The sequence below is a fragment of the Dyadobacter sp. CY356 genome (assembly GCF_021440195.1).
GTDB lineage: Bacteria > Bacteroidota > Bacteroidia > Cytophagales > Spirosomataceae > Dyadobacter.
Map to the genome: position 1 here is coordinate 60,092 of NZ_JAJTSZ010000013.1, position 25,598 is coordinate 85,689.

Annotated in this window: 18 protein-coding genes; 5 read left to right on the top strand and 13 right to left on the bottom strand. The window is 39.8% G+C overall.

What is annotated here, in order from left to right; all coding sequences use genetic code 11:
• Window positions 1-44: 44 nt before the first annotated feature.
• Genes LXL81_RS28095 through LXL81_RS28120 form a run of 6 tightly spaced genes read right to left on the bottom strand, consistent with a single transcriptional unit; the run spans window position 45 to window position 8,895 of the window.
• Window positions 45-2,105, bottom strand: a complete 2,061-nt coding sequence (locus LXL81_RS28095) for a glycosyltransferase family 39 protein (protein WP_234651270.1) — start codon at window positions 2,103-2,105, stop codon at window positions 45-47.
• A gap of 4 nt (window positions 2,106-2,109) precedes the next feature.
• A complete protein-coding gene (locus LXL81_RS28100; RefSeq protein WP_234651273.1) occupies window positions 2,110-3,192 on the bottom strand; it encodes a DegT/DnrJ/EryC1/StrS aminotransferase family protein in 1,083 nt (360 codons plus the stop codon).
• The gene (locus tag LXL81_RS28105) at window positions 3,185-4,450 is read right to left on the bottom strand and encodes an ABC transporter ATP-binding protein (protein ID WP_234651275.1); all 1,266 of its coding nucleotides are present in this window, start codon (window positions 4,448-4,450) and stop codon (window positions 3,185-3,187) included. The genes LXL81_RS28100 and LXL81_RS28105 overlap by 8 nt, the downstream gene beginning before the upstream one ends.
• Window positions 4,451-4,468: 18 nt before the next feature.
• Window positions 4,469-5,296, bottom strand: coding sequence for an ABC transporter permease (locus LXL81_RS28110; RefSeq protein WP_234651277.1), 828 nt, complete (start codon window positions 5,294-5,296; stop codon window positions 4,469-4,471).
• Between the two features lie 3 nt (window positions 5,297-5,299).
• Entirely contained in the window at window positions 5,300-6,373 is a 1,074-nt protein-coding gene (locus tag LXL81_RS28115) for a hypothetical protein (protein ID WP_234651279.1), read from the bottom strand.
• Between the two features lie 20 nt (window positions 6,374-6,393).
• Window positions 6,394-8,895 (bottom strand): SLBB domain-containing protein, encoded by a 2,502-nt coding sequence (locus tag LXL81_RS28120; RefSeq protein ID WP_234651281.1) that lies wholly within the window; start codon window positions 8,893-8,895, stop codon window positions 6,394-6,396.
• 270 nt (window positions 8,896-9,165) lie between these two features.
• Here LXL81_RS28120 and LXL81_RS28125 point away from each other — a divergent pair, with 270 nt between their 5' ends.
• Window positions 9,166-11,040 carry a DNA topoisomerase IV subunit B gene (locus LXL81_RS28125; protein WP_234651284.1) on the top strand — a complete coding sequence of 625 codons (1,875 nt, stop codon included), beginning with the start codon at window positions 9,166-9,168 and terminating at the stop codon, window positions 11,038-11,040.
• Window positions 11,041-11,087: 47 nt separating this feature from the next.
• Complete coding sequence (gene pheA / locus LXL81_RS28130) at window positions 11,088-12,167, top strand: prephenate dehydratase (protein WP_234651286.1); 1,080 nt, start codon at window positions 11,088-11,090, stop codon at window positions 12,165-12,167.
• A 49-nt stretch (window positions 12,168-12,216) separates the two neighbouring features.
• Here pheA and LXL81_RS28135 read toward each other — a convergent pair whose 3' ends face one another.
• The 3 genes from LXL81_RS28135 to LXL81_RS28145 are packed head-to-tail and all read right to left on the bottom strand — an operon-like array spanning window position 12,217 to window position 15,747.
• Window positions 12,217-14,373 carry a hypothetical protein gene (locus LXL81_RS28135; protein ID WP_234651288.1) on the bottom strand — a complete coding sequence of 719 codons (2,157 nt, stop codon included), beginning with the start codon at window positions 14,371-14,373 and terminating at the stop codon, window positions 12,217-12,219.
• A gap of 52 nt (window positions 14,374-14,425) precedes the next feature.
• Window positions 14,426-15,085 carry a hypothetical protein gene (locus LXL81_RS28140; RefSeq protein ID WP_234651291.1) on the bottom strand — a complete coding sequence of 220 codons (660 nt, stop codon included), beginning with the start codon at window positions 15,083-15,085 and terminating at the stop codon, window positions 14,426-14,428.
• A 56-nt stretch (window positions 15,086-15,141) separates the two neighbouring features.
• A complete protein-coding gene (locus tag LXL81_RS28145; RefSeq protein ID WP_234651302.1) occupies window positions 15,142-15,747 on the bottom strand; it encodes a DUF4136 domain-containing protein in 606 nt (201 codons plus the stop codon).
• Window positions 15,748-16,071: 324 nt separating this feature from the next.
• Between LXL81_RS28145 and LXL81_RS28150 the strand changes: the two genes are divergently transcribed.
• The 3 genes from LXL81_RS28150 to LXL81_RS28160 all read left to right on the top strand — a co-directional run bounded on the left by LXL81_RS28150 (window position 16,072) and on the right by LXL81_RS28160 (window position 18,897).
• Complete coding sequence (locus tag LXL81_RS28150; protein ID WP_234651304.1) at window positions 16,072-16,632, top strand: DinB family protein; 561 nt, start codon at window positions 16,072-16,074, stop codon at window positions 16,630-16,632.
• Window positions 16,633-16,852: 220 nt separating this feature from the next.
• Window positions 16,853-17,530 carry a response regulator transcription factor gene (locus tag LXL81_RS28155; RefSeq protein ID WP_137338875.1) on the top strand — a complete coding sequence of 226 codons (678 nt, stop codon included), beginning with the start codon at window positions 16,853-16,855 and terminating at the stop codon, window positions 17,528-17,530.
• Entirely contained in the window at window positions 17,527-18,897 is a 1,371-nt protein-coding gene (locus LXL81_RS28160) for an ATP-binding protein (RefSeq protein WP_234651305.1), read from the top strand. Before LXL81_RS28155 ends, LXL81_RS28160 begins: the two co-directional genes overlap by 4 nt.
• A gap of 519 nt (window positions 18,898-19,416) precedes the next feature.
• On the opposite strand, the gene LXL81_RS28165 is transcribed toward LXL81_RS28160, so the two are convergent.
• The 4 genes from LXL81_RS28165 to LXL81_RS28180 all read right to left on the bottom strand — a co-directional run bounded on the left by LXL81_RS28165 (window position 19,417) and on the right by LXL81_RS28180 (window position 25,546).
• Window positions 19,417-20,478 (bottom strand): mechanosensitive ion channel family protein, encoded by a 1,062-nt coding sequence (locus LXL81_RS28165; protein ID WP_234651306.1) that lies wholly within the window; start codon window positions 20,476-20,478, stop codon window positions 19,417-19,419.
• Between the two features lie 3 nt (window positions 20,479-20,481).
• Window positions 20,482-21,318, bottom strand: coding sequence for an N-acetylmuramoyl-L-alanine amidase-like domain-containing protein (locus tag LXL81_RS28170; RefSeq protein ID WP_234651308.1), 837 nt, complete (start codon window positions 21,316-21,318; stop codon window positions 20,482-20,484).
• A gap of 189 nt (window positions 21,319-21,507) precedes the next feature.
• Window positions 21,508-23,499 (bottom strand): site-specific recombinase, encoded by a 1,992-nt coding sequence (locus tag LXL81_RS28175; RefSeq protein WP_234651310.1) that lies wholly within the window; start codon window positions 23,497-23,499, stop codon window positions 21,508-21,510.
• A 304-nt stretch (window positions 23,500-23,803) separates the two neighbouring features.
• On the bottom strand, window positions 23,804-25,546 hold the full coding sequence (locus LXL81_RS28180) for an alpha-amylase family protein (RefSeq protein ID WP_234651312.1): 1,743 nt from the start codon (window positions 25,544-25,546) through the stop codon (window positions 23,804-23,806).
• Window positions 25,547-25,598 lie beyond the last annotated feature (52 nt).

Sequence of the window (25,598 nt, forward strand, 5' to 3'; positions counted from 1 at the left end):
TAAAATAATTTCCCGGTTTACTGAAATCTTTTTCTACCTGTGCATTATTTCAGCTTTCTGAGGTAATAATCCTCTCCTTTAACTGCCAGACCACGATATTTGGCTGCAATGGTATCGCTGCCTAACCGCAAATCCGTTGGCAATGCCTTGATTTTGCTGGTATCGTTTACAACACTTCTGTCGTAAAACAGATAATCGGCCTCTTTTGGAATTGGCTTTAAGCCTTTTTCAAAAGGGTTTATGGTGATCAACCGGCGACTTAATTTCGCTCCATATAATGGATATTCAAAATCATCATTAATTGTAGCAAGTGCAACAACTGCATCCTGTGGGACAATGGAATCATACGTTTCATATGCTTTTGTAACATCCGGACGCGCAAATGTCTGGTATTTGATACGACTCATTGTCAACGCAGATTCTGCGCCATAAGCAGGAAACGGCAGGCAACGGATATTCAGAAAAACAGCCATGATCGCGGAGGTACAGGCCAGCAAAACCACTATCAAAACATAGCCTTTCCAGATTTTCCGTCTTGGTTTTAAAATGGATAAGCGATGATTTGAAAAAAGAAGAAGCAGGAATAATACGCCGAATAAACCAGGCTCTATGAAATATCTTCCCTTAAACGGATCATAAACTGCCGAATAAGAAATCGCTATAAAATCAAGAATAAAAGCAAGCGCAAGAAACCAGTGCACACGCGATGAAAATATTCTTAAAAAAACCAGCAGTAACAAAGGCAGAATTAAAGCAAAGCCAAACACACCCCAATATGGGTTCGCGTTATAATTGTCAAAATGTCTTTGGAATGAGAAAGGAACAATGGCGTAGGTAGTTTCTTCGTCCAGCCTTAAATGCATTTTATCTTCCAGTGCTACGATCGGTTTCCTGATTTGTGTGTTGAGATCATAACCCCATTGTGCATTCCGGATTCCATCCAGATTGACAAACTCGTAGCTATATCGGAAAACATTTCTTGTACCTTGTTTCAAAAGATTCCGTACCGATCCAAAACGTTCCACGGATTGATGTTTCAAAGCGGTTGGAGGGCCGATCGGATGCCCGAAAACCTGCATGTTTTTGATATATCCGGTTGGCAGCGTATAAATTAAAACAGCCAGGAATATAGCAGCAGCCAGTTTGATAAACCGGTCAAAAAATACTTTCAGGTTTGGTGAAATGAAAACCGCATAAATCATAATCACAAAAACCGATGGCAAAAGAAATGCAAACGTGATTTTATGACCGAATACAATACCAAATGCCATACCGGCCAGATATAAATACCGGTTGTCGCGGGTAGTGTAAAAAGTAAATATGAAATAAAGCAGGCAACTCAGATATGCAGTTAAAACGATATCTGTTTCAGTAGTAACCGCCTGCATTAAAAAATTCAGGAACATACTGTAAGCCAGCGCACAGAAAAAACTTGCTGAAAGATTTCTGCCAATTCTTTGTGCTATTCCAAAAACGGAAACAAGTGTAATCCAGAACGATAAGTGATGGATCAGCTTAAAAGCATTTTCAACTTTTCCTGTGATCAGATAAGAATAAATCTGGATTGTTGTGACACTTTTGGGATAGGTGTCCATATTCCAGTTCGTGCCCCCGAAATGTTCCATGGTTCCCCGCTGAATATATCGGACAGCGCGGTTCAAATGCCCGGTCATACTATCCCATTCATTAGGAACAGTAAAAAGTACTAATATCAGATTGGTAATTCCAATGATGGCGAGCGTCCCGAACATCATTACAAAAATGATTTTCAGATATGGTGATAATTCTCTGGTCCATAATCTAAAAGTACTGATCCGGTTACTGATTACTGCACGTACAGAAAATACCGGTTTATTCGGGAGAAGAATTTTCGACCAAAGTATAAAATGCAGGCAGATTGCTATAAAATTACCGGCAATCCAGGCAGGAACATTTGCGGTAAGATCCAACGCCGAAAGCACAAACCCTGTTGGGATTATGCTTCCGACAAATAGAATAAATGATGTGATGAGCCATTCGGTCAGTGATGGTTGTGCTATTTTTTTTGAAGTGTAACCAACACTATATATAAACAGAAAAAAAGAAAGCAGATAAAGAATAGCCATGAGACTATGGAGCTATGTGATCGTTGATAATTTTACTGATTCGCTCTACATCCGGAAGAGGCAGGCCGACATAAAGCGGCAAACTTAACACTCTTTCGGACATATCCTCCGAAACCGGGCAAGGTATTTGTTTTGGCATAAATGCCAAAGTATTCAGCGATGGGTAAAAATATCTTCTAGGTATTATGTCTTCGGCTGCCAAGGCTGCCTGTACTTTTCTCAAAATCTGTTCTGAGGGGAAAACTACCGGATAATATGCGTAGTTATATTCGATCTCGGAACTTATTTTTGGTTTTGACAAAATATCCCAATTCAGCAGGCTGTCGTACGAGTCAAAAATTTCTTTTCTGGCAGCAATAATATCCGGGACGTTTGGCAGATTACACAAACCCATGGCAGCATGGAATTCCGAATTTTTACCATTGATTCCTGCAAAATAATATTCCTCATCTCCTTTGTGTCCAAATGCACGTAAAAGATGTAATTCCTTATCAAGTTCGGGATGATTTGAAATCAATGCACCACCTTCAGTTGTATGAAAAACCTTGGTCGCGTGGAAACTGCATGTGCTTAAATCACCATATGAAAAAAGAGAACGACCCTTGTAAGTGACGCCAAAAGCGTGCGCTCCGTCGTAAATTACTTTCAGGTTATGCTTTTTTGCAATTGCTTCAATTTTTTCAACATCGCATGGATTTCCATATACATGTGTTGCCAGAATCGCCGAAGTTTCCGGCGTTATGGAAGCTTCAATCAGATCCGGATTGATATTAAAAGTTTCGGGATCAATATCTACAAATACCGGCAGACAATTTTCCCAAAGTATAACATTTGAAGTAGCAACGTAAGAAAAAGGCGTAGTGATCACTTCTCCTTTTATTCCCAAAGCTTTCATGGCAATCTGAAGCACAATGGTGCCATTACCACAAAAATAAAGATAATCTACGCCGAGATATTCTTTCAATTTGGCTTCAAGTTCCTGAACCAACGGACCATTGTTGGTCAGGTAACCACGGTCCCAAATCTCACGAACATATTTAATGTACTGCTCCTGATCTGGTAAATATGCCTTAGTGACGTTAATCATTCACTATATGTTCAGTTTGACGAATAGAAAAATTAAGTTTCGGGCGAATATACCCAGGCCATTTGCCATACCAGGTTACGTTTTCACGGTAATCTTCTATGTCAAAAATCAGCGCTTCTTCCATGTTGTAAACAACAGTACTCGTGTCTTTCACGATCATCATGGAAACTACGTAAGAACCATCATTTAAAAAGTGTCCGGGAATTTCACAGGTACCTGTTACCAGTCCTTTGCCAAACTCCTGTGATGTTGTTCCCACGTTAAATATACATTCACCGGTGAAGGTGTAAAGGTGCATACTTAAATTCAGATTAGCACCTTCTTCCATATTCCAAAATTCAAATTGGAAATTCATAGGTGTGCGCACATCGATGTGGACAAGGTTATCCTGATAGTCGGCAAGAAGTCTGAAACTTTTAATACGAACCTGATCATTACCCGGCGCATTGTTGATATCATCCCAATGGCGCTCCAGTGTTTTGTGCGAAACCTTGCTCAAATAGTTGGTGACAATATGCGTAGTATCGCCCTGATCAATCAGTTTACCTTTTTCAAAATAAAACGATTTGTTGCAAAGTGCCTGAATGGCGGTAAGGTTGTGGCTTACAAATAAAAGAGTTCTGCCGCTTTCTGAAACATCCCGCATTTTACCAAGACATTTCTTTTGGAATTCTGTATCACCAACGGCAAGTACTTCATCCACGATCAAAATTTCCGGATTTAAATGCGCTGCGATGGCAAATCCCAAACGCACATACATACCTGAAGAATATCTTTTTACCGGCGTATCAAGAAATTTTTCAACGCCTGCAAAATCAACAATGGCGTCAAAGGATTGTTTGATCTCGCTTTTTGCCATGCCAAGAATAGCACCGTTCAGATAGATATTTTCACGGCCCGTAAGTTCAGGGTGAAAACCTGTCCCCACTTCCAGCAAACTGGCAACGCGGCCATCGATAGTGATTTGTCCGGTACTTGGTTCGGTGATACGGCTCAGGATTTTGAGCAACGTAGATTTCCCTGCTCCGTTATGGCCCACAATACCAATCCGGTCGCCCTGATCGATGGTGAAGTTTACATCTTTTAACGCCCAGAATTCTTCTTTTTCATCAAAGTGAGAATGACTTTTCTTTTTTGATGAAAACATTTTGTCAAACGATTCGCTGAAAATGTCACGAAAAGTTGACGGACCACTGCTTTTTTGCTTGTGGTCAATAATATATTTCTTGCTGATATTTTCAGCTGTGATTACAGACATGGCCAAAAGTAACAGGTTCTAAATATGATCAACGAAGGTATTTTCCTTTTTACGGAAGTAAATTAAGGATAATATCAGAATAACAATCGAAATTATTGCTGTGGAGTAAACGCTATTAGGATTGAAATAAGCTTTGTCACCTAACAAACACCACTTAAACCCATCAATAATCCCAACCATTGGATTCAGATTATAGTATTTTTCATACCACGTTCCCTGTGCAAGTCTGCTGCTGTAAGCGATAGGGCAAACATAAAAGCCAACCTGAACGATAAAAGGAATCAACTGTCCGATATCTCTGAAACGCACATTTAAAACTGCAAAGAACAGGCCGAAACCCATTGAAGTAATAAAAGCCAATAACAAAAATGCCGGCAGGAAAATGATATTCCAGCTAAGTGGATGATGAAAAAATACTGTAAGAACAAGAAAAATTCCGAGTGTTATCAAAAAATCAACAAATCCTACGGCCACTGAACTAAGCGGCATCAGAAGCCTTGGGAAATATACTTTGGAAACAAGATTGGAATTAATAAGTATACTGCTGCTGATCTGCGAAAAAGTATTGGCAAAGAAAGTCCAGATCGTTATTCCGCATAAAACCATCAACGGATAGGGGATACCTTCATCGCCTTTTAATTTTGCCACGTAACTGAAAACAAAAACCATTACAGTCATCGTCATTATTGGGCGTAAAAGGCTCCACGCAACTCCTAAAAGAGTTTGTTTATAACGAACTGATATATCTCTTTTAGAGAGAATTAATAACAATTGTTTATTTTTCCATAAATCTTTCCAGTAATCTTTTTCCGATCCTCCGGCTTTAATAGTAGTCGTATGCTGCATTATTTATGCTTTAGGCAATGGTGTAGTATCTTGAACAATGGCGCTGTAAACGCTTTTCACATATACATAGATCAGGGCTAGCATCAGGCCAACCAATGCCCCGATTTTTGCTCTTTTTTTGCTTTCAGATTTAAGATCCAAAGGAACTTTAACATCTTCAATCAATGTGAAAAGTGGTGCTTCTCTTACAAGAGATACCCGCATTTTTTCTGCATTACCCATGGCTTCGTAGTAAAGCTGCTGTAAGAAACTGGTATTTCTTTCAAGTTTACTTACAGAAATTTTTGCCTCAGGAACGATCAGCTGCGTGCTATAATCCATTTCTCTTGCCAGCTTATGTTCAGTTTTACCCAGAATTAAGGCAAGTGAATCAGCACGTCTTTGTAACAATGTTAATGTATTACGCGATTTTTTAGTCTGCTTTTCCGTGTAAACTTCCTCCACCGTTTTCAAAAGTGTCTTTGCCCATAAAGCTGCCAAAGTTTCATTCTGAATCGTTGCTGTAAGTGCGATGAAGGATGACTTACGTTCCAGCGTTGCAATGTCAGTAAGTGATTTTAATTTAATCACCAACTCATTTAATACAACACGTTCGTCCATGCTGAGTGAATCCGGATTGGTTTTGGTGAAACGGAAATTATGAAGTGTCTCCCGGTCTGCCCATTCGTCATCCTTGATACCGCTGGAATCAATTACGAAATTTGCCAGAATCATAGGTTTGCCATGAACAACAACATTTTTCAGTAGGGTTCTTTCCAAAACAGGGCGCGATTCAACAAAATAGAAGAAATTTTCCCCTGTAAAAATATTGGCATCTGTTGCGGAGCTCATACCAAAAAGAGCACCGAGATTTCCCATATCGCTACCAGGAGCACTGCCTCCCATGTTAAAAACGATAGTAGCTTCGTAAGAATTTGGTTTGATCAGATATACATCCATGGCATACCCGATTCCAAAACCCAGCGCAATAAGTATTATAAAAGCTTTCCAGCTTTTCACTAATGCATTTTTTGCTGCAACAACTTTTAATATAACTTCCCTCGGTGTAATTTGTTCCTCAGAAACTTGATTAGTCATATTCGACATTCTATTGTGGTTTACTTTAAGGTACGGAAGGCGAGAATTGTTACAATTAATGTCATTACAGAACTCAACACGCCAATAGTTGTCTGAATAGCCTGCTGTGGAGTTAACGAAGGAGCTCCTCGTGACGGAACAAAGATTTCAGATCCCGGCTGAACTTTTGGATAAACATTGAAGAACATGAATTTTCTTGTTCTGTCCACGGATCCGTTTGGATATTTGATGTAAGAACTTTTACGTAACGATCTTGTCGTGAATCCTCCTGAATGAGAAATGTAATCAGCAAATGACAAGCCTTTTCCGAATTTTACAGTTGTCGGATAAAGCACTTCACCTGTAACCTGAACCGTTTCAAGTCTTTTTGGTATACGAATAATGTCACCTTCCTGAACAACCAAGTCTTCAAATGAACCCGGGTTTTTCATGATAACACTTAATTTGATACCGATCGATTCTTCCTTTACATTTGGAAGAGCAACTGCTGCTCTGCCTTTTTTGATAGTTTCCTGACTTGCTTCTTCCTGCTCATAATTAGTAGCCTCCGTCACATTTGTCACGATACTTCTTCTCAATAAGGTAGCACCTTCCGGAAAAGCAAGCTCAGTTAAACCGCCTGATCTTTTGATGATATCACTTATTTTATCGTTTTTATTGATGATCGTGTAAGAGCCTGGCACCAATACTTCGCCTTCAAGGAAAACGGACTGCTGTTCAACGTAGTTCGGCGATTTTCTTACAATAATCTGATCAAATGGCAGCAGTACAAAATTGGTTTCCTTGTTACCGATAGAAAGATCACGGTTCACATTAAATTTGAAGGTTTCCGCGATTTGCGCATTTGCAGCTCCCGGAATACTGTTTCTTTTTCTTCTGATCACCTCAACTTCCGTAGTAAAAGCAGATTCTCTGAAACCTCCTGCTTTAACAAGAACATCTTCAAGTGTCATATTGGCAACGTAAGGGTATTTTCCATCGTTTTCGCCAAATTTAGGATTGTTAACTTCACCTTCAACCGTTACGATGGCGGATTGTGCCATATCGAATTTAGAAGGAATCACTACCTGATCAAGGCGAGTCAATACCAGATCCGGAACAGTTCCATTCAGGACATCACCAAGGTTCAGCTGAATACTTTCGATCGTTAGGTCTGGTCTGGTTCTTAAAACCGAGATTCTTCCTGTAAAAGCATCTTCTCTCAAACCTTGTGCACTTTCAATCAAAGTCTTTAATGTAGGGCTCGTGTCAAGTGAGAAATTTCCCGCACGCATCACAGCACCTTCAATGGTTACAATATTTTCAACACGGTCAAGAACTGTTTCAACATCAATTAAATCACCCGTTACAACTTCTGCCGTAGCAAACTGATCCTGAGGGACATCGACAATTTTTCTTTCTTTCGCTGTAATACGTTCAATTTTTACACGCGATTGGTAGGCCTGATCCGTAAAACCACCCGCATATTTAATTACATCAGCCAGTTTTTCTTCTGGTTTCAATTCATAAATACCAGGTCTTTTCATTTCACCTGTAACTTCAACTCTCTTTTTATAAAAGCCAACAACGATATTGTCATTGTCCTGCACACGGATGTCACCGTCAATTTTTCCGTTGACCAGGTAATCGTAAATATCCATATGCGATATTACTTTACCTGCACGTACCACGCGAACATCACGGAACGAACCAATTTCGTTAGGTCCGCCAGCCTGATAAAGTGCGTTGAATGCAGATGCCAGAGAAGTAATTTCATATGTTCCCGGATTGATAACTTCCCCGGTTACAAACACTTTCACATTTCGTATCTCACCAAGCGTTACCATCAATTTAGTTCTTGCCGTTTCACCGTTTTCGCCAATAAGGCCAGGGGTAAATTTCGAAAACTTATCAATTAATATTTTTCTTACTTCTTCAATGGTTCTTCCGCTCACATAAATATTTCCCAGACGGGCAATGGTAATGAAACCATCCCTGCTTACAATTGTTTTATAAGTAGCCTCGGCGTAGTTGTAAAGGTAGATGTTCAAATTATCACCAGGCCCAACTACATAGTTGGTTGGTGTAGCAATTTGTAAATCAGGGATCGGATCGAATTTTTTATCCGCGAAAATTGAATAACCGTAGATTTTCTGACGAAAAGCAAGTTTTTCCTGATCCGCCGGAGACAATGTTCCGGTAGTTGAAGTATTTATTTTACTTTGATCCGTTGAAGCATCTTTTGGTGCGTTGGGATCTGCGTTGGCTGCTGCTGCCGCTTTTGCCTTTTCTGTTGTCTGTGCGTCGCTGGCCTTCGGTGTGTTAGATTGCTGATTGGAATTTGCAGGCTGGTTACCCTGTGTTCCCTGCGGATTAGTACCCGATGGCTGGCCACTCTGGGTATTTCCTGCTCCGGTAGATGTAGGTGCGCTAGTGGGTGCTGATGGGGCTACAACCTGGGCTAAAGCGGGTAAAGAAATAATTAGGCTTAAGAGATAAGGTAAAAAAAATTTACAGCTTTTAGCCAACTTGAATGTGTTCATATGAAGTTTATTGTACTATGAAATGCAACCTGTTCAGTGATAATATGTGTTTGTACTGCTATTTTTACACTTAAATTAACCTTAAATTCGATGTGCTGTTTGTATAATTAAGGCAAAGTAAATTAGATTTTTCTTATTTTTAAAGAATTTCTAGTATTCGGTTTGAAACTAGCATACTTGCAAAGATACAATAGGGTAACGATAAATGACCCAAAATATTAAAATACAACATTAAAATCATAAATATCCAAACTAGAGTATTCGTAGATTATGGAAAATACGGTCAGCATACAATACGACGAGGATAGCATTAAGTCACTGGATTGGAAAGAGCACATCCGCCTGCGGCCGGGGATGTACATTGGGAAGTTGGGTGATGGTTCTTCGATTGATGATGGTATATATGTACTGGTAAAAGAAATTGTAGATAATTCCATTGATGAGCACATGATGGGAAATGGAAAGACCATCGAGATCAAAATTTCTGAACATCGTGTGGAAGTACGGGACTATGGCAGAGGGATTCCATTAGGGAAGGTGGTAGATTGTGTTTCTAAAATCAACACCGGTGGAAAGTATGATTCGGGTGCTTTTCAAAAATCGGTCGGTTTGAATGGCGTGGGTACAAAAGCGGTGAACGCCTTATCTAACTATTTCAAAGTGCAGTCGTTCCGTGAGGGAAAATCCAAAAATGCCGAATTTCAGCAGGGTGTTTTGGTGAAAGAATCCAAAGAAGAAGCAACAACGCAGCGAAACGGAACGCATATTGCCTTTGAGCCGGACGGTCTGATTTTTAAAAATTTCAGATATATACCGCAGTATCTTGACAACATGATCTGGAATTACTGTTACCTGAACGCAGGTTTGACGGTAAATTTTAACGGACAAAAATATATTTCTCACAACGGTTTGCTCGATCTTCTGGTAAGTAAATCAGATGCGGAAGCGATCCGTTATCCGATTGTACATCTGAAAGGTGAGGATATTGAATTTGCCATGACCCATGGTAATCAATATGGCGAAGAATATTATTCTTTTGTGAATGGTCAGTATACAACCCAGGGTGGAACCCATTTATCTGCTTTTCGCGAAGCAGTGGTGAAGGCAGTTAGGGAACATTTTGGCAAAGATTACGCACCGGAAGATATTCGTTCTTCGATTATTGCGGCTGTCGCGATCAGAGTTCAGGAACCGGTTTTTGAATCTCAGACAAAAACAAAACTGGGATCCAATACCATTACGCCGGATCCAAACAGTACCACAATCAGAACTTTTGTTAATGATTTTGTAAAAGAACGGCTGGATAATTTTCTGCACATGAACCCTGAATCCAGGGATGCGCTGAAAAAGCGTATTGAGCAGTCTGAAAGGGAACGCAAAGAATTGGCTGGAATTAAAAAACTCGCCAACGACCGTGCGAAAAAAGCAAATTTACACAACAAAAAACTTCGTGACTGCAGGCTGCATTTGACAGATCTGAAAAATGACCTGCGCCATGAAAGCACCTTATTTATAACAGAAGGTGATTCTGCGAGCGGATCGATCACCAAATCCAGAAATATCCAGACACAGGCCGTATTCAGTTTGCGGGGAAAACCGTTGAACTGTTTCGGGCTGAACAAAAAAATCGTGTATGAAAATGAAGAATTCAATCTTCTTCAGCATGCACTGGATATTGAAAATGGCGTTGAAAATTTACGTTTCAACAGGATCGTGATTGCAACTGATGCGGACGTTGACGGAATGCATATTCGCTTGTTGTTAATGACTTTTTTCCTTCAGTTCTTTCCTGATCTTGTACGAAACGGGCACCTTTATGTTTTGGAAACACCTTTGTTCCGTGTCAGAAATAAAAAAGAAACATACTATTGTTATACAGATGATGAAAAAAAGGCTGCCATTGCGAAATTAGGCAGCAAGCCGGAAATTACCCGTTTTAAAGGTCTGGGAGAAATTTCACCGGAAGAATTTGGTAAGTTTATCGGAGAAGATATGCATCTTGAACCAATCATTTTGCAAAAGGAAACTTCAATTCAGAAATTGCTTACGTATTACATGGGAAAAAACACACCGGAACGCCAGCGATTTATTATTGATAATCTTAAAATAGAAAATAATATTGAAGAGTTGGCCATCGTCAGTTAACCTGCTCTGATTACAAGAATAATACTGTTTAATAAATTAGATTATTTGTGGATTTACAACAATTAAGAGAACGGATTGATACACTGGACGACGAGCTCCTTAACATATTAAATGAAAGGATGGAACTGGTGAAAAGTGTCGGAGATTTGAAACGCTCTTCAAAATCAATGATTTATCGTCCGGAGCGTGAAAAGCAAATTCTGGATCGTCTTGAAAAGAGAAATACAGGACTTCTGACACGTTCGGCCATTGATGCAATCTTTTTTGAAATCTTTGCCGTTTCCCGAAATCTGGAATTGCCGGAAAGGATTTCTTACCTCGGCCCGGAGGGAAGTTTTACACATCAGGCAGCTGAAAGCCGTTTCGGGGGTATGAGTGAATATCTGGTATTGCCGACAATACATTCGGTTTTTGAAAGTGTGGAAACAGGTCGTGCCAAATTTGGTGTAGTCCCTATTGAAAATAATCAGGAAGGAATAGTTGTTGAAACCGCAGATTATTTAAGAGAAAAAGGCCTGACCATAGTTGCAGAAGTATTATTACAAGTTCATTTTACTTTTGCCACGCAGTCGGATTCTCTGAAAGATATCAAACGCATCTATTCAAAAGATATCGCGTTTCGTCAGTGCGGGAAATTTATTGGGGAATATCTTGAAGGGTTGGGCGTTGAGCTTATTCCGGTTGAATCAACATCAAAAGCAGCCAGGCTGGCTGCGAACGAGCCTGATTCAGCAGCAATTTGTTCATCCATATCTGCCCATATTTTTGGAGTGCCGATTTTATTTGACAACATTGAAGACAGCGATCAAAACCGGACACGCTTTTTAATTCTGTCAAAAGATGTATTGAACGAGAAAAGCGGTGATGATAAAACTACCATTATCGCAAACCTTCCAAATACAAACCGTCCGGGTGTTTTGTATGAATTTTTGAAAGATTTTAACGACAGAGGAATCAACCTTACAAAAATTGAAAGTCGTCCGTTGCGCGGAGAATCTGTTTTCCGTAACTGGTTTCTGGTAGAGTTTTTAGGCCATGTAAATGATCCGGGCGTTCAGGAGATCATGCACAAATATGGAACGCACCTGAAATGGCTGGGAAGTTATGTAAGAGTTTCAGATTTATAATCAGGAAATAGAAAAGCCTGAATTTGTGACGAATTCAGGCTTTTCTATTTTATTTTTTCAAAGTGCCGCGGTATAAAGCAGGCCAGTTTCCATAAAGTGATATGGATGTTTTTTGTCCATCAGGCAATCTTACCGTAAGCTTTCTGGTAGCTGTTGGAGATTGAAAACTATCCACACCCAACACAACAATTTTATTTCCTTTCACGATTGCAGAGACAAATGGCTCTTTCTTGTCCGCTACAATGGCCGCCTGCCCTTTTTTAGGCTCAATCCAGCTTCCGTTCATTTCAAAAGCCAGATCCTGATTTGTTCCGCCAACAATTACATCTTCTACCTGTTTGGCCATCCAGTTTCCAAGTACATAAAATTCCGTCGGATAATCCCAGTACCTTGGTGCTTCACCATCCGGAATTGTTTTATTGAAAACCGAAATATTTGTCTTAGCGTCCGCAGGATACCATTCTTTACCCCAATCCATGGATTCTGGTGTGATACGGTAAGAATTTGCACCTCTGCCCGCTGGCTGACTATCATGCCAGATATAATAACCATCAAACAGGATCAGCGAGAAAAGTGACATACTCAATGCCTGACTTGCCGGCATCATTTCAAGCTGGCCAAAGATAAGATCTCCTTTTGGGTTGGTCGTTTCCAAATGCCATGGCACCACCGGATCTTTATAAAGCGGCATATATCGGTTCCAGGCGTAAAATATAGATTTGTTCTTCTTTTGAAAAGGAATCAGTTCGTTGATACGCAAAGAATGGATTGCCGAAAGTAACGTGAAATTATTAGGTGTATTTCCCTGTTCGTCCACACCAAAAGAAGGGCGCGGGTATACATCCGTTGGAGAAACATTATATACATTTTGAAAACTGTCACCATTTGGTAAAACATCAAAATTGGTATGATTTGGAGCCGGATTTTCGTAATCTTTCAGAAATGAACCCGGTTTTTTATCGTTCATCGTATTAAAATGCGGATTGGTATAAGCACTTCCTCCCCAATAATCGAAAAGATTCATGTTTGGGTTATTTTTTCTGATCTTTTGAGCAAACCAGATTAAGCGTTGTTTTACTTCCGGAGTATATATCTGATTCCAGAATTCAAAGTCAAAAGCATAAGCTCCGAAGCCAGGAACTTCGTTTCCCAGTTTTTCAACTTCTGCCTGTGACAAGCTTGCAAACCAATCCTGATTTTTATCCTGAAAATGACCCGGAGATGCGGTCCAATGCATTTTGTCGCTCGGGATATTTTTTTCCCAGGCCGGTAAATGTGTAATCCCCCGATTAAAATAATTTTGCGCAGGTACCCAGTTATTAAGCCGGTATTGCATCACCAGTTTCCCTTCAATAGGTTTAAATTCCGGGAAATCCGTATCAAAATGGACATTTATATCTTTTTTTGGTGCATACCAGACCGGAATGTCAATCCGCGTCAGAGTAGATTCTTCTTTTTGGGTAACACCATTCGGGCTGATCCAGATATTTTGCTGGCGCACGCTGCGGTTTTTTAAACTATTCCACCAGTCGTTATAAGGCGCGTCAATCCATTTGGCGGTTACATTATATAAATAACCAGGCTTTACTTCCACACCATTCTCCAATCCGGTTACCATAATATTATCAATCATGACAACATGCGTTCGGCCATCCTGGAAGTTGGCAAAATCTTTCAGGTAAATGCGGTTATTTTTAACAACCGGACGAACATCAAGCCAGTTGTCCTTGCTGCCCTGCCGCACCCATTTGGACTCATCCAGAATCTGGGTTCTCAGGGAAATGTTGTAATTAAATTCTGCCTTTGTCTCACAACCGGGCTGTCCAAGACTGGATACTTTAATTGAAGTCTTTCCTTCGTTTAAATTAATGTTGCTCAAAGTAAGCCAAAGGCCAAGCCGATGCGGCACTTTTTCAAATCGCTGTACTTTTCCGTTTTGAACAATTTCAACATTATATGGCGCAAGTCCTCCTGCATTGGCTGCGAGTTCAAATTGCATTTCCTTACCAATTTGCCGATACCGCCGCACCGTCAGGTCACAGGCATTGGACGCAGAATCGATCGTGATGGCAACAGGCAGCTCCTCAGTCGGCACCTCTGTAAAAACTTTACCCTCCGACGGCCCATATCTTTGCCAGGCCCAGATACCCGCTCCTGAAAAAACCAGAAGAAGTGTACTGATCCAAATAATTGCTGATTTTGACAAAATGTTTTTTTTATGCAAAACTGAAAATTAACTGTGAATCGCTAAATATAGGTTACCACCAACGGTAAAACAAACCTATGGAAGTATTGAGTGATGAAATTCCGCTGGTGAGATAATCATATTTAAACGATGTTGCAGCGTATTTAACCCGTACATCAGCACCAAAAGAGCCGTCTTTCTTAAACAGAAATTTAGAACCAACGCCAACGCCGTATGTCGGGCGGATTTTCTGCCTCTGATCTGCCAGACTTCCGTAATAAACGGTGTAGTCAAGAATACTGCCTCCGGCACTTAGCTGAACATAAGGCTGAATGGCAGAACTTTTCGGTAAAAAATGATAATTCACAAATGCCTGAATCGGATATTGAGATACAGTTCTGGTCTGAATGGCAGAAATTGTCTGATCACCTGACGTGTAAAGTGCTCTTGGCAATCTCTGTTTAAAATAAGAATATCCAATTTCACCGCCTATTGAAAAAGAATTTTGAAGAACCCATTCAAGAGAAATGGAGTAATTTTCAAAGGACGCTTTATCAATATAATCATTTTTGAAAGACCCTATCGGTACAGCTCCCGTTAAACGTGCCGTTACAAGATAAGTGGTGTAACGGTCATATGGAGAGGGCAAGGTATATAACTTCGGTGCTTGTTCCTGAGCAAAAGCGGGCGCAAAACCTGCTAAGAGAAAAGCAGCAATAATTAGTTTTTTCATTTTGGAATAATGTTTTTGAAATATTTTTTTTCTGATCACATCAGAAAAAAGCTTGTCTAGTTAATTTTAAGATATGCGGATTGATCGAAAACTGAATTGATCATCTCACTAAAATAATCAGTATTTGCCAATCCGGATCCACGGATCTGGGCGTTCCAGATCACATTTAAGGTTTTGGTCGTCGCATTTGCATTTTTCAGATCAAGCATGGAAACGGACCAATAGCTTTCGCTTGTTTCGTAATATGAGTAATAACTCGGATAGCCATAACCGTAACCTCCATAAAAACCGCCATAATATGAAGAATAAGGCGTTGAGGCTACATTCAAATATGTATTTGTGATTCGGGCTATGGTAATTCCAACATCAGGTTTATTGCTGGCAGCGACACAAGTGTAGCCCTGGCTTTGCATTTTTGCTATGACGCTGGATAACATCTGCCTGTCCAGGTCGGTCAGTGCTGTTCCTGATCTGTCATCTTGTACAACAATGACGGAATCGGCGATACTAAAAGTCTTGAATTGCTTAAAATTTACGCTTTTATCAAAATTTGTAATGAAAACCTGAGAATCCAGATCAGTTAAATCGTTGACCGGATCTTTGGTGCAGGATGTAAGCCATATAGCGGCAAAAATGATAAGAAATGAAGCTTTTTTTAACATGATGATTATTTCTGTTTTTAGTCTTCTAATAACGAATTTTAAAAATGATCATTTTACTTTTCCGTATTTAACACATTTATTTTTTTATATAAGCCAAACACGTTTTATAATTATGACCATCAGGAACAGATTTTGGTTGTAACGATTTCAATAAAATAACATTGGTAAATAAGTTTAATTCAGAGAGAATTATGTAGTTTGGGAGAATGAAATTCTTGATGCCGAACTTTATTTGAATTTGTCCCGTTCGTTGTTTTATTTTAGTAGTAATAAAAATTTATTACATAGCCTAAGTGTAATTTTCCGGATTCGAACCAATTATATATGGAAACAAAAGAAGAGATTTTAAGGATCATAGATGTACTCAACGATACTTATGAAAGTGAAGAAGCCTGGTATGGCCCGTCCGTAGTAGAAGCTTTGCGGGATGTTACGCCAAAAATGGCGGAGCTAAGACTTAGCACAAACACACATTCTATCGCAGAAATTGTATATCATATGACAACCTGGCGAATATTTACTGTGCGTAAAATCCAGGGTGATGCAGAATTCGATATAAAAACAGAGGATAAGGACTGGAAAAAAATTCCTGTGGTGGACGAGTTTGAGTGGGAAGCCATTCAGATGGAGCTTAGCTTGTCGCAGGAAGAGCTTATTTCTGAACTTGAAAAACTGGAAGATGATAGTTTCCTGGAGGAATTCGTGCCGGGAAGAGATTATTCTTACTACACCATGATACATGGTGTGATACAACATGACGTATACCATGCAGGCCAGATCGGTCTGATCAAGAAGGCTTTAAAGGGAATGCAGCTGGAAGAGGAAGATGATTTCGGTGCATTTGATGACCGGGCAAATTTTGGTGGCAGCGACGATTATTATTGATCCCACTTACAGAATATTTTGTATTTCTTAGAAACATAGTGTTAAATACTAAGAAAAAATTCTATTTTGCGTAATAATTGAAGGTAGTATTCCTGGAATACATCTCTTTAATGGTGTGGATATATGTCAAAAAGCCATTCGGTTCATCGAGTGGCTTTTTTTATGAAATGTCTGAAATCTGTGCCACATTTGATAGATTTTTCAGAAAAACCCTTAGCGTATGAAAATATTAGTTGTAGAAGATGAGCCAAAACTGGCTGGATTCTTAAAACGCGGTCTTGAAGAACAATCCTGGGAAGTTGAATTAGCTTACGATGGTCAGGTTGGTAAGAAAATGGCGTCGAATTACAGGTTTGATGTAATAATTCTGGATGTGAATCTGCCATTGCTCAATGGATATGATTTGGCTAAACAGCTAAGGAACGACGGATTGGCGACGCCAATTTTGTTTTTAACGGCATTAGGTACTATTGATGACAAACTGGACGGTTTTGAAGCGGGCGGTGACGATTATCTTGTGAAGCCTTTTGAATTCCGCGAATTGATCGCACGTATCAAAGTTTTATCCCAAAGAAACAGTAATCGCGAGCAGTCAAGCCAGATATTGAAACTGGCTGATCTGGAATTAAATCTTGATGAAAAAGTAGCAAGAAGGGCTGGCAATCGCATCGACCTTACTGCCAAAGAATTTGCTTTGCTGGAATATCTGATGAGAAACCGTGGCAGGGTGGTATCCAGAGTTGACATTGCCGAACAGGTGTGGGATATCCGTTTTGATACGGGTACAAATGTTATTGACGTGTACATTAACTTTTTACGTAAAAAAGTGGATAAAGATTACACGACTAAATTGATCCATACGGTTGTTGGAATGGGTTATATTTTTAAGGAAGAATGAACATAAAAACCCGTCTTACCTTACTGTTTACCATGTTGGTTGGTTCCATCATGGCTCTTTTCTGTCTGGCGATTTACTTCTTTTATGATCAGTACCGGGAAAAACAGTTTTACTCTTTCCTGAATGAGCGCGGGCAGACAATCGCACAGTTGGTGGAGGCTAGTAATGGGATAAGTAAGGCGGATATTGCAAAAATTGAAAAGGAAAATAATACCGTGTTGCTTGATGAAGAAATTACGATTTACAACGGTTCGGATTCTGTAATTTTTAATAGCGGATCTTATGAGTTTATCCTTTCCCGTCAAATGCTGAACGAAGCGCGGAGTGGACGGGAAATTCATACCAAACATGAGAAAAAGGAAGTAATTGTTATACGACATATTTTGCAGGATCACCGCAAACCCTGGGTAGTGGTTGCTATTGCTAATGATCACCTGGGCACAAATCAATTGCAGCGATTGCGGGAAATTTTAGTCATTGGCTGGCTTCTTTCTCTTGTTTTGGTGGGAGTGGCAGGCTGGCAATTTGCTACGGATGCCATAAAACCGGTTTCAGATATTATTGCTCAGGTAAATAATATTTCAGCAGGAAACCTTCACGACAAAGTTACGGTGGGACGGGAAAAGGATGAACTGGCTTTGCTTGCCCAAACATTCAATCTTATGCTCAACAGGCTCGAAATTGCTTTCGTGGCCCAGAAGAATTTCGTTTCTCATGCTTCGCATGAACTGCGCACTCCGCTTGCTTTAATTATGAGTGAGGTTGAAGTGGCACTTATGAAATCACGGACAGGTGCTTACTATGAAGATGCTTTGAAAGGTATTCTGGAAGAAGTGAAGCAAATGAACGAGCTGGTGAGCAGGCTGCTGGAACTGGCAAGAACTGAGGAACATGCGTTTCGGGTTACGTTTTCCAAAATCAGGATAGACGAGGTTTTGTGGCAGGCACAATCATCGATCCAGCAAAAAAATCCGGGCTATCAGGTACATATCAACTATGACCAGATTCCGGAAAATGAAGAAGAGTTACTACGTTATGGTGATGAAAGTCTTTTAAGAACTGCGTTTATGAATCTTATGGATAACGCCTGTAAGTATTCTGATAATCATAGTGTTAATGTATTTCTTGAAATTGATAAGGATCTCATCAAGATATCTTTCAAGGATGTAGGGATGGGTATTGCCGCAGCAGAATTGCCATACGTTTTCGATACTTTTTACAGGAGTGCCACTACGATGAGCAAGGCCGGTTATGGTATAGGTCTGGCATTAACAAAACGCATTATTAACATGCAGGGCGCAAGTATTGAGGTGGAATCAAAAATTGGCCTCGGAAGTACTTTCACATTGAAATTCCCCCCTTTTTAAAGATTATTTCTTTTTAATTCGTTTTTAATTTGGCGTTAATCTGACTTTAACAAGGTCTGAGGTCATTTGTATCATAAAATTGCTCTAAGGCATTTTGTGATATGGAGGCTTATGTTACAGCCAAATTTTTACAATGGCTTGTGTAGTTTCGGATATAGCATATTAGTTTCTGCTAATTATTGGCAAAGGATAGTCAGGCCGCAAGACTTATTGCCGGATTTTCACCAGAAGCTGTGCTATTATATCTGTAAAAGAACTGACATAATATATACCGGCAAAATAGTTGCCGCAGTTGATATATAACCATTTTAACATGGATTGTTAAATGGGAAAACGAGATTGATAGTTTTTAAATGCTATCGTAGCTGTCAAATATCATTTTGGCGGCCTTTAAGATTCAACGCTTAACTTGTAATAAGTTAAATTGAGAGGTGAGTAGTAAGACAAAAAATGGCCATCGGTTTTCGATGGCCATTTTTTTTGATTTTCATGTTTTCCGCGGGTAAAACAAGAAACGGGTTATTCCGTGGTTGGTAATTTTCCTTCAATCATCAATCCTGGCAATGATTCCGGATATTCTTCCCGTATAAATTCAATGATTTTTTCCCGGACCAGACAACGCAGATCAAATGCTTGTGAGGAATTTCGGGCAGACATGATCGCACGGACAACCATAAATTGAGCCTGCGTATCAGTTACCTGCAATGCCCAGGATTTTCCATCCCAAAGAGGCGTATTCAACAAAATTTCTTCAAGCTTTTCACGTAATTTTTCAACCGGCGTGTGGTAATTTAGATTGAAGAAAGCAGTACCGATTAATGTACTATCATTTCTGGTCCAGTTTTGAAATGGCTTTTCAATAAAATAAGTTATTGGTAAAACCATCCTCCGCAAATCCCAGATATTGACAACGACATAGGTAAGATTTATTTCTTCAATTCGTCCCCATTCGCCTTCTACGATCACAACGTCGTCAATTTTGATCGGTTGGGTAAAGGCAATTTGAATACCGGCCAGAAGATTTCCAAGTGATTTTTGTGCTGCAAAACCAATGATCACACTGACAATTCCGGCAGATGTCAAAATACCGACACCATACTGGCGCACACTATCAAAACTTAGCAACAAGATTGAAACGCCGCAAACGATTGTTAAAATGATTACAATCCTTTTAACAAATTTGATTTTGGTGTAAAGTTTTCTTGCTTCATTATTATCCGGCGAATCAAAATCCAGTTTATCGATCAGGATCTTTTCAACAATGATCACAATACGCGTCATCAACCAGGTGCTGACCGCAATGAGCGCTATCTTACTGATTCCGTGGGTGAAATAATATTCCTTGTGAGAAGCCGAATAGATTTTTGTTATTAATGTAGTGATCAGTAGCGGTATGAAAAAATACAGAACACTGGTCTGATTTTCATGAATTGCCCTGACAACCGGCCATTCCTTTTTTCTTGCGGTTATCGCAATCGATTTAATTACAATTGCACTGATCACAATACCAATCACTGCTGCCAATAAGATGATCAGCCAGGGAGAGTTTTTGTAATCTAGTAATTCCAGAAAATTATTCATTGTTTATTGTTCTGTGAGCCGCGCCACGATCATGCCCGTATGTTTGGGAACAGATGCCACGTATTCAGCTAATGGAAGGCTGGATAAGATTACTTTTTTTCCTGCCAGCGATGCGTGTATCAAGTAGGCACGGTTCCCTATTTTTGTAATAATTCCCATGTGGTTGCAATCAAGACCTTCTACTGATGAAGTGAAGGCAACAATATCTCCGTCACGCAGCATAGGTTCTGTTTTTTGCAGCGATGCCTTTGGAATATAAGAATATTCTCTGCTGTTGATGATGTTTTCCTGCTCCTTAATTTTTTCCCAAACCTCCGTATTATCCAGAGCCGGATAAAAATTCGCGTGTGTGGACATAAAGTTTATTTCCTTTTTATATGGTATACCGCCCACTTTGGATGTTATATCTTCCAGCCGTCCACGTTTTTGATTTTCATACATCCAGTCTAACACATAATGTAATCTGGAAGGATAACCGTCGATGATACCATCTCTGTAACGGATTTTGGTAAGTTCTGTTTTAAATCCGTCATAATTCAGATTTTCACTTTTTGCAATGGCAAGGGCAATTGAACTTTCCACAAGGGTTGTACAATCCAGTCCGTCGAACTTACACACAAGCTTTTCTGTCGGATTTCCTTCCAGTGTACTTGCTACGTAAGGCATTCCCAGGAAAGATTCTGCCATGCGTAAAGTCTGCGTACCCAGATCGCCATTACCGGGCAGATCCATTTTCTGGTTAAAAACTTTTTGCGTGGCTAACTGTGCCTGTGTTTCTTTTGAAAAAAATAGCAGTAATGAAAATGTGAATAATTTTAAAAAAGCAATTCTTATTTTCATTGCAGGTAATACTTTACCGCTCTTCATAACGTGATAATCTTTTGGGAGAAATTATTTTTGACAATAAAGTGAATTTTGTGCAATATCTATATCGCTCAGGCCACCAAAACCGCTATTTAAGACAAATTTATCATATTTTGGAAATATAATTGTCTTCCTCAAAACGACTTCTTTTTACAACTTTCACATCTAACGGTTAACAAACGCTTCGGGTAGCTCTTCATTGCTGGCAGCGGGCTCTTTAACCGGGAAAAAGAACGCGGAGCCGTGATGAAAAAATTGCCAGGAAAGATTTCCTAACAGACTTTTCACCTCACCAAATTTCGCATTTCTGGATTTTAGAGCAAAGGCAATCGAAAGCCCGAAACTTACGAGCACGTTCATGATACCGATACAGGAGATTCCAATGATGGAATTAATCCAGAGATCTGTTGATATTTGGCTGTGCAGTCCTGCAAAAGCCAGTCCGAAATTTCCGGATGCAAACGTGATGTGACGGATATCCAGGGGGATACCCAACGTAAAACCGACAGCACTGGTAGCTCCCAGAAAAAAACCAAGGGCAAAATTTCCGGCCAGTGCGCCAAAATTATGTTCAAGATAAAGTGCTATCCTGTTCAGTTTTTCCTGTCCGAAAAACCGGATAAGACCGGGATGACTTTTGATCCTCAAAGTATACTTGTCATAGATCCATTTATTCTCATAATACCCTGAAATTAAACCGGATACCATCAGATAAACACCAGCAATTGCAGCATGCGGAATAGCCAGACTTTCCCAGACATTCAGTTCTCCAATGAGTTTGATCGCTTTTGCGGCATCTGCAATATGATAACCATAGACATAATAATAAATCCTGTCCAAGCCATATGCAACCGGAAAAGCGATTGCCGCATTTCCTACCAACGATATAAACTGACTTCTGATAAGCCGGATCAGGAGCTGGGTAGTCGTTTCGAGCCAGTTGGGGTTTTCGCCGTTATTGCTCAGATTTGCCGCAATGGTTGAAGCCGTCATCGCCGGCTGCTTGGTTGCAATTGTAAAACCAAGTATGTGGATCAGCATGAAACCGAGTGAGTAGTTCATGCTGTAAAAAAATGCTTCCCAGAAAATCGGTAAGTGTTGGAAGTATAACCTGGTTTTATTGCAGCATAATAAGCCTACAATAACGCCTCCGCCCAAAGCCCGCCGGAATAATTTCCAATAACCGGCCCTGTCCGAGGAAATGTAGTGCTGACCTGTTTTGGAAGTATTTTCAATTACCTTGAAGGTCAGCAATTGCAGATTTATTGAAAAATGTTTTCGCAGGCTGTATTTTGTATTTTCTGCGTACACAAACTCTTTGAGCAGTTGTGTAATAATCAGCCATTGTCTTGATTTTTCATTGGTTTGCAACAAATCAAGTAACTGGGTTAACCTTTTTAAGTACTGTTCCAGCTGCCGGATAATGGCTGTAAGCTGAAGACTTATTCCAAAAAGATCTTTGTGTTTGTAGATATAAGTTACCTGAGTTTTGCACTGGTTGATCATCACCAGAATATGTTTGTAATCATTAGCCCGGTCTTCATTTTTATAATCAAACTGGTTTAATGTTTTCTCAACATACATCATTACTTCACGATTCAACCCAAGAAAAGGAGAGTCCAGATCATCGACACGAGGGATTTTTGAGACAACTTCGGGTTCTATTCCCAGATTTGCCGCGCGTTGTGCCAGAACCAGAATCGAGTTTAAAAGCTCTTTTTCGATATACTGGATCAGTGTCGGACTGTTTTCTTTGAAAATATCGGCAAAGAAATTACACCAGTTTTCATCCGGTATGGCCTGTACCCAGATGTAATCTTTTTTGTGATCAAAGAGATTATCAAATTGCGTACGAAGTTCAGTTTCTTCATGAACTGGCGGAAGGAATTTAAAACCCAAACGCGCAAATGCGTCAGAGAAAAAGCCCCGGTTAGCTCCGATTTCAGATTCAGTAAGTAATGAAACAAATTTTGTTGATATAAGAACCGAATAAATTTGCTCAGCCAAAAGATCTTTTTCACGGCGGTCCATCAGGATAGTTGTGAGGATTTCGGAAAAAGGTTTACTCTCGCTGGCTTTTACCTGAAATGAACTTCTGATAAGCTCTATAAATTTCCCAAGATAATTAATACGGTTTGAATCTAAAACGCTGCTCATAAGTTAGTAAGATTTAAGCGTTTATGCCGGTCAGGAATTATGTTGGCCGATCCGTAAATTCGGGATTTTGATAAAAGATATAATATTTTCCTTTTCAATAATTAGCTGTTTCGTTTCCGGCCAGTATAAATAAATGCCGTGCCATTGAAGTAAATTTAATACTTCTTTTAATTCGGATAGGACTTTTGCTTCAATAGTGCAAGGATGTATTGGGATATTTAAATTTTCAATATGACAAAAGAAAACCCGCTTATCTTAATTTTAAAACTAAAAGATAAGCAGGCTTTCCAATTAGGTATTGATTCTAATTTATAAGAATTTCAAAAACATAAACGGATACCGGTGGTAATGTAAGCGCAATTCCGGTAGAAGTGATTTCTGATGGCTTAATATTCGGTGTCAGATTAAGCAATGGAAAAACCTGTTTGAGCGTATATGAACTTGTTGATTTGAGCTTCAATGAGTCAGTCCAGGCATCCTGTGGAATACGAACATTGGTATGGCAGGTTTTATCTCTGTCAAAATTATAGACAAACAAAAGTTTCTGTTTATCAGTGTAGCGCAGATAGCTGTAAATCCGGGTTTTATCATAATCCAGGCTTTGCCCATCAATATTTACATATTGAAGATCATAAAAATTCCCGGCATAAACGGCTTCATTATGGGTCACAAATTTGTTCAGGTTTTCATAAAAAGCGCGAAGTTTTTTCTGATCGCTGCCTAACAGTGCTCCGTCAAATTTTCCGCCGTTGGCAAATTCCTGGAATTCGGGAACACTCCAGTAATCAAAAATGGTTGTCCGGCCATCCTCTCCCTGAAAACCTTCTGACACGTTTGGATTCACGCCCAGTTCCTGACCAAAATAAATCATCACAGGTCCCGTGTGTAAGGTAGCACTAAGCGTCATAGCCGGTATGGCAATCCATGGATCACCGGCAAAATATTTGGAGGCAATCCGCTGTTCATCATGATTTTCCAAAAACCGCAACATATTTTCAGAAATGTCACCAGATTCCTGCTGCCATAATCTTGTGATATCTTCCACGGATCCGCCTCCCTCCATCAATTTGCGGAGAGCATTATACAATCCAACTTTATCGTACAAATAAGTAAACTGACCGTTCTTCAGATAGTTATGATATTGGGCCGGATTATAAATTTCAGCGATAAAAATGATGACAGGATTTACTTTTTTAATTTCCGGAATTACCCAGCCCCAAAATTCCACAGGCACCATTTCGGCCATATCGCAGCGAAATCCGTCAACGCCTTTTCCCGTCCAGAATAACAGGATATCCCGCATTTTTAACCATGTCGAAGGAATCGGATCAAAATAGGTGGTGTGTCCGTTCTGGTAATCAACTCCATAATTCAGTTTGATCGTTTCATACCAGTCGTACTGGCTTGGCTGCGCACGAAAAACGTCATTTCCTGTTGCTTTTGCCGGCCGCTCCATATACGGAGCCGTAACGTTAACAGGTGCTTTATGCCCTTCCGGAACAATAAAATCCTGGTTTGGAATGTAGTAAAAATTATTATTCGGACTAAAACTTACTGAGGTATCATCATCTTCGCCAAAATCTTTAATCCCGGCGGAGCGTGCAGTATCGGAATGGTATTGACGCGAAACGTGATTTGGGACGAAATCGATTATAACTTTTAGATCTGAGTCATGGGTTCTTTTTACCAGATCTTCAAATTCCTGCATCCGGTTTACTACATCAACAGCCAGATCCGGGTCCACATCGTAATAATCTTTCACGGCATAAGGCGAGCCTGCCATTCCTTTCACGATCAGCGGATGATCTGTTTTTATGCCAAATTCGGAGTAGTCTGTTAGCGTGGCATGTTCAATAATTCCTGTGTACCACACATGTGTGATACCAAATTTTTTAATCGCCTCCAGAGCTGTGGAAGTGATACCGTTAAATTTTCCGGAGCCGTTTTCAGAGATTGTCCCGTATATTTTGTTTGTTGTATTTTGATTATCAAATAATCGGGTAAAAATCTGATAAATGATATGTTTATCTTGATTGGTCGCAGGCATAGGAAATTTTCGGTGTTGTTAAAACAAAAGTACAAATATCAGGCACCGGGCT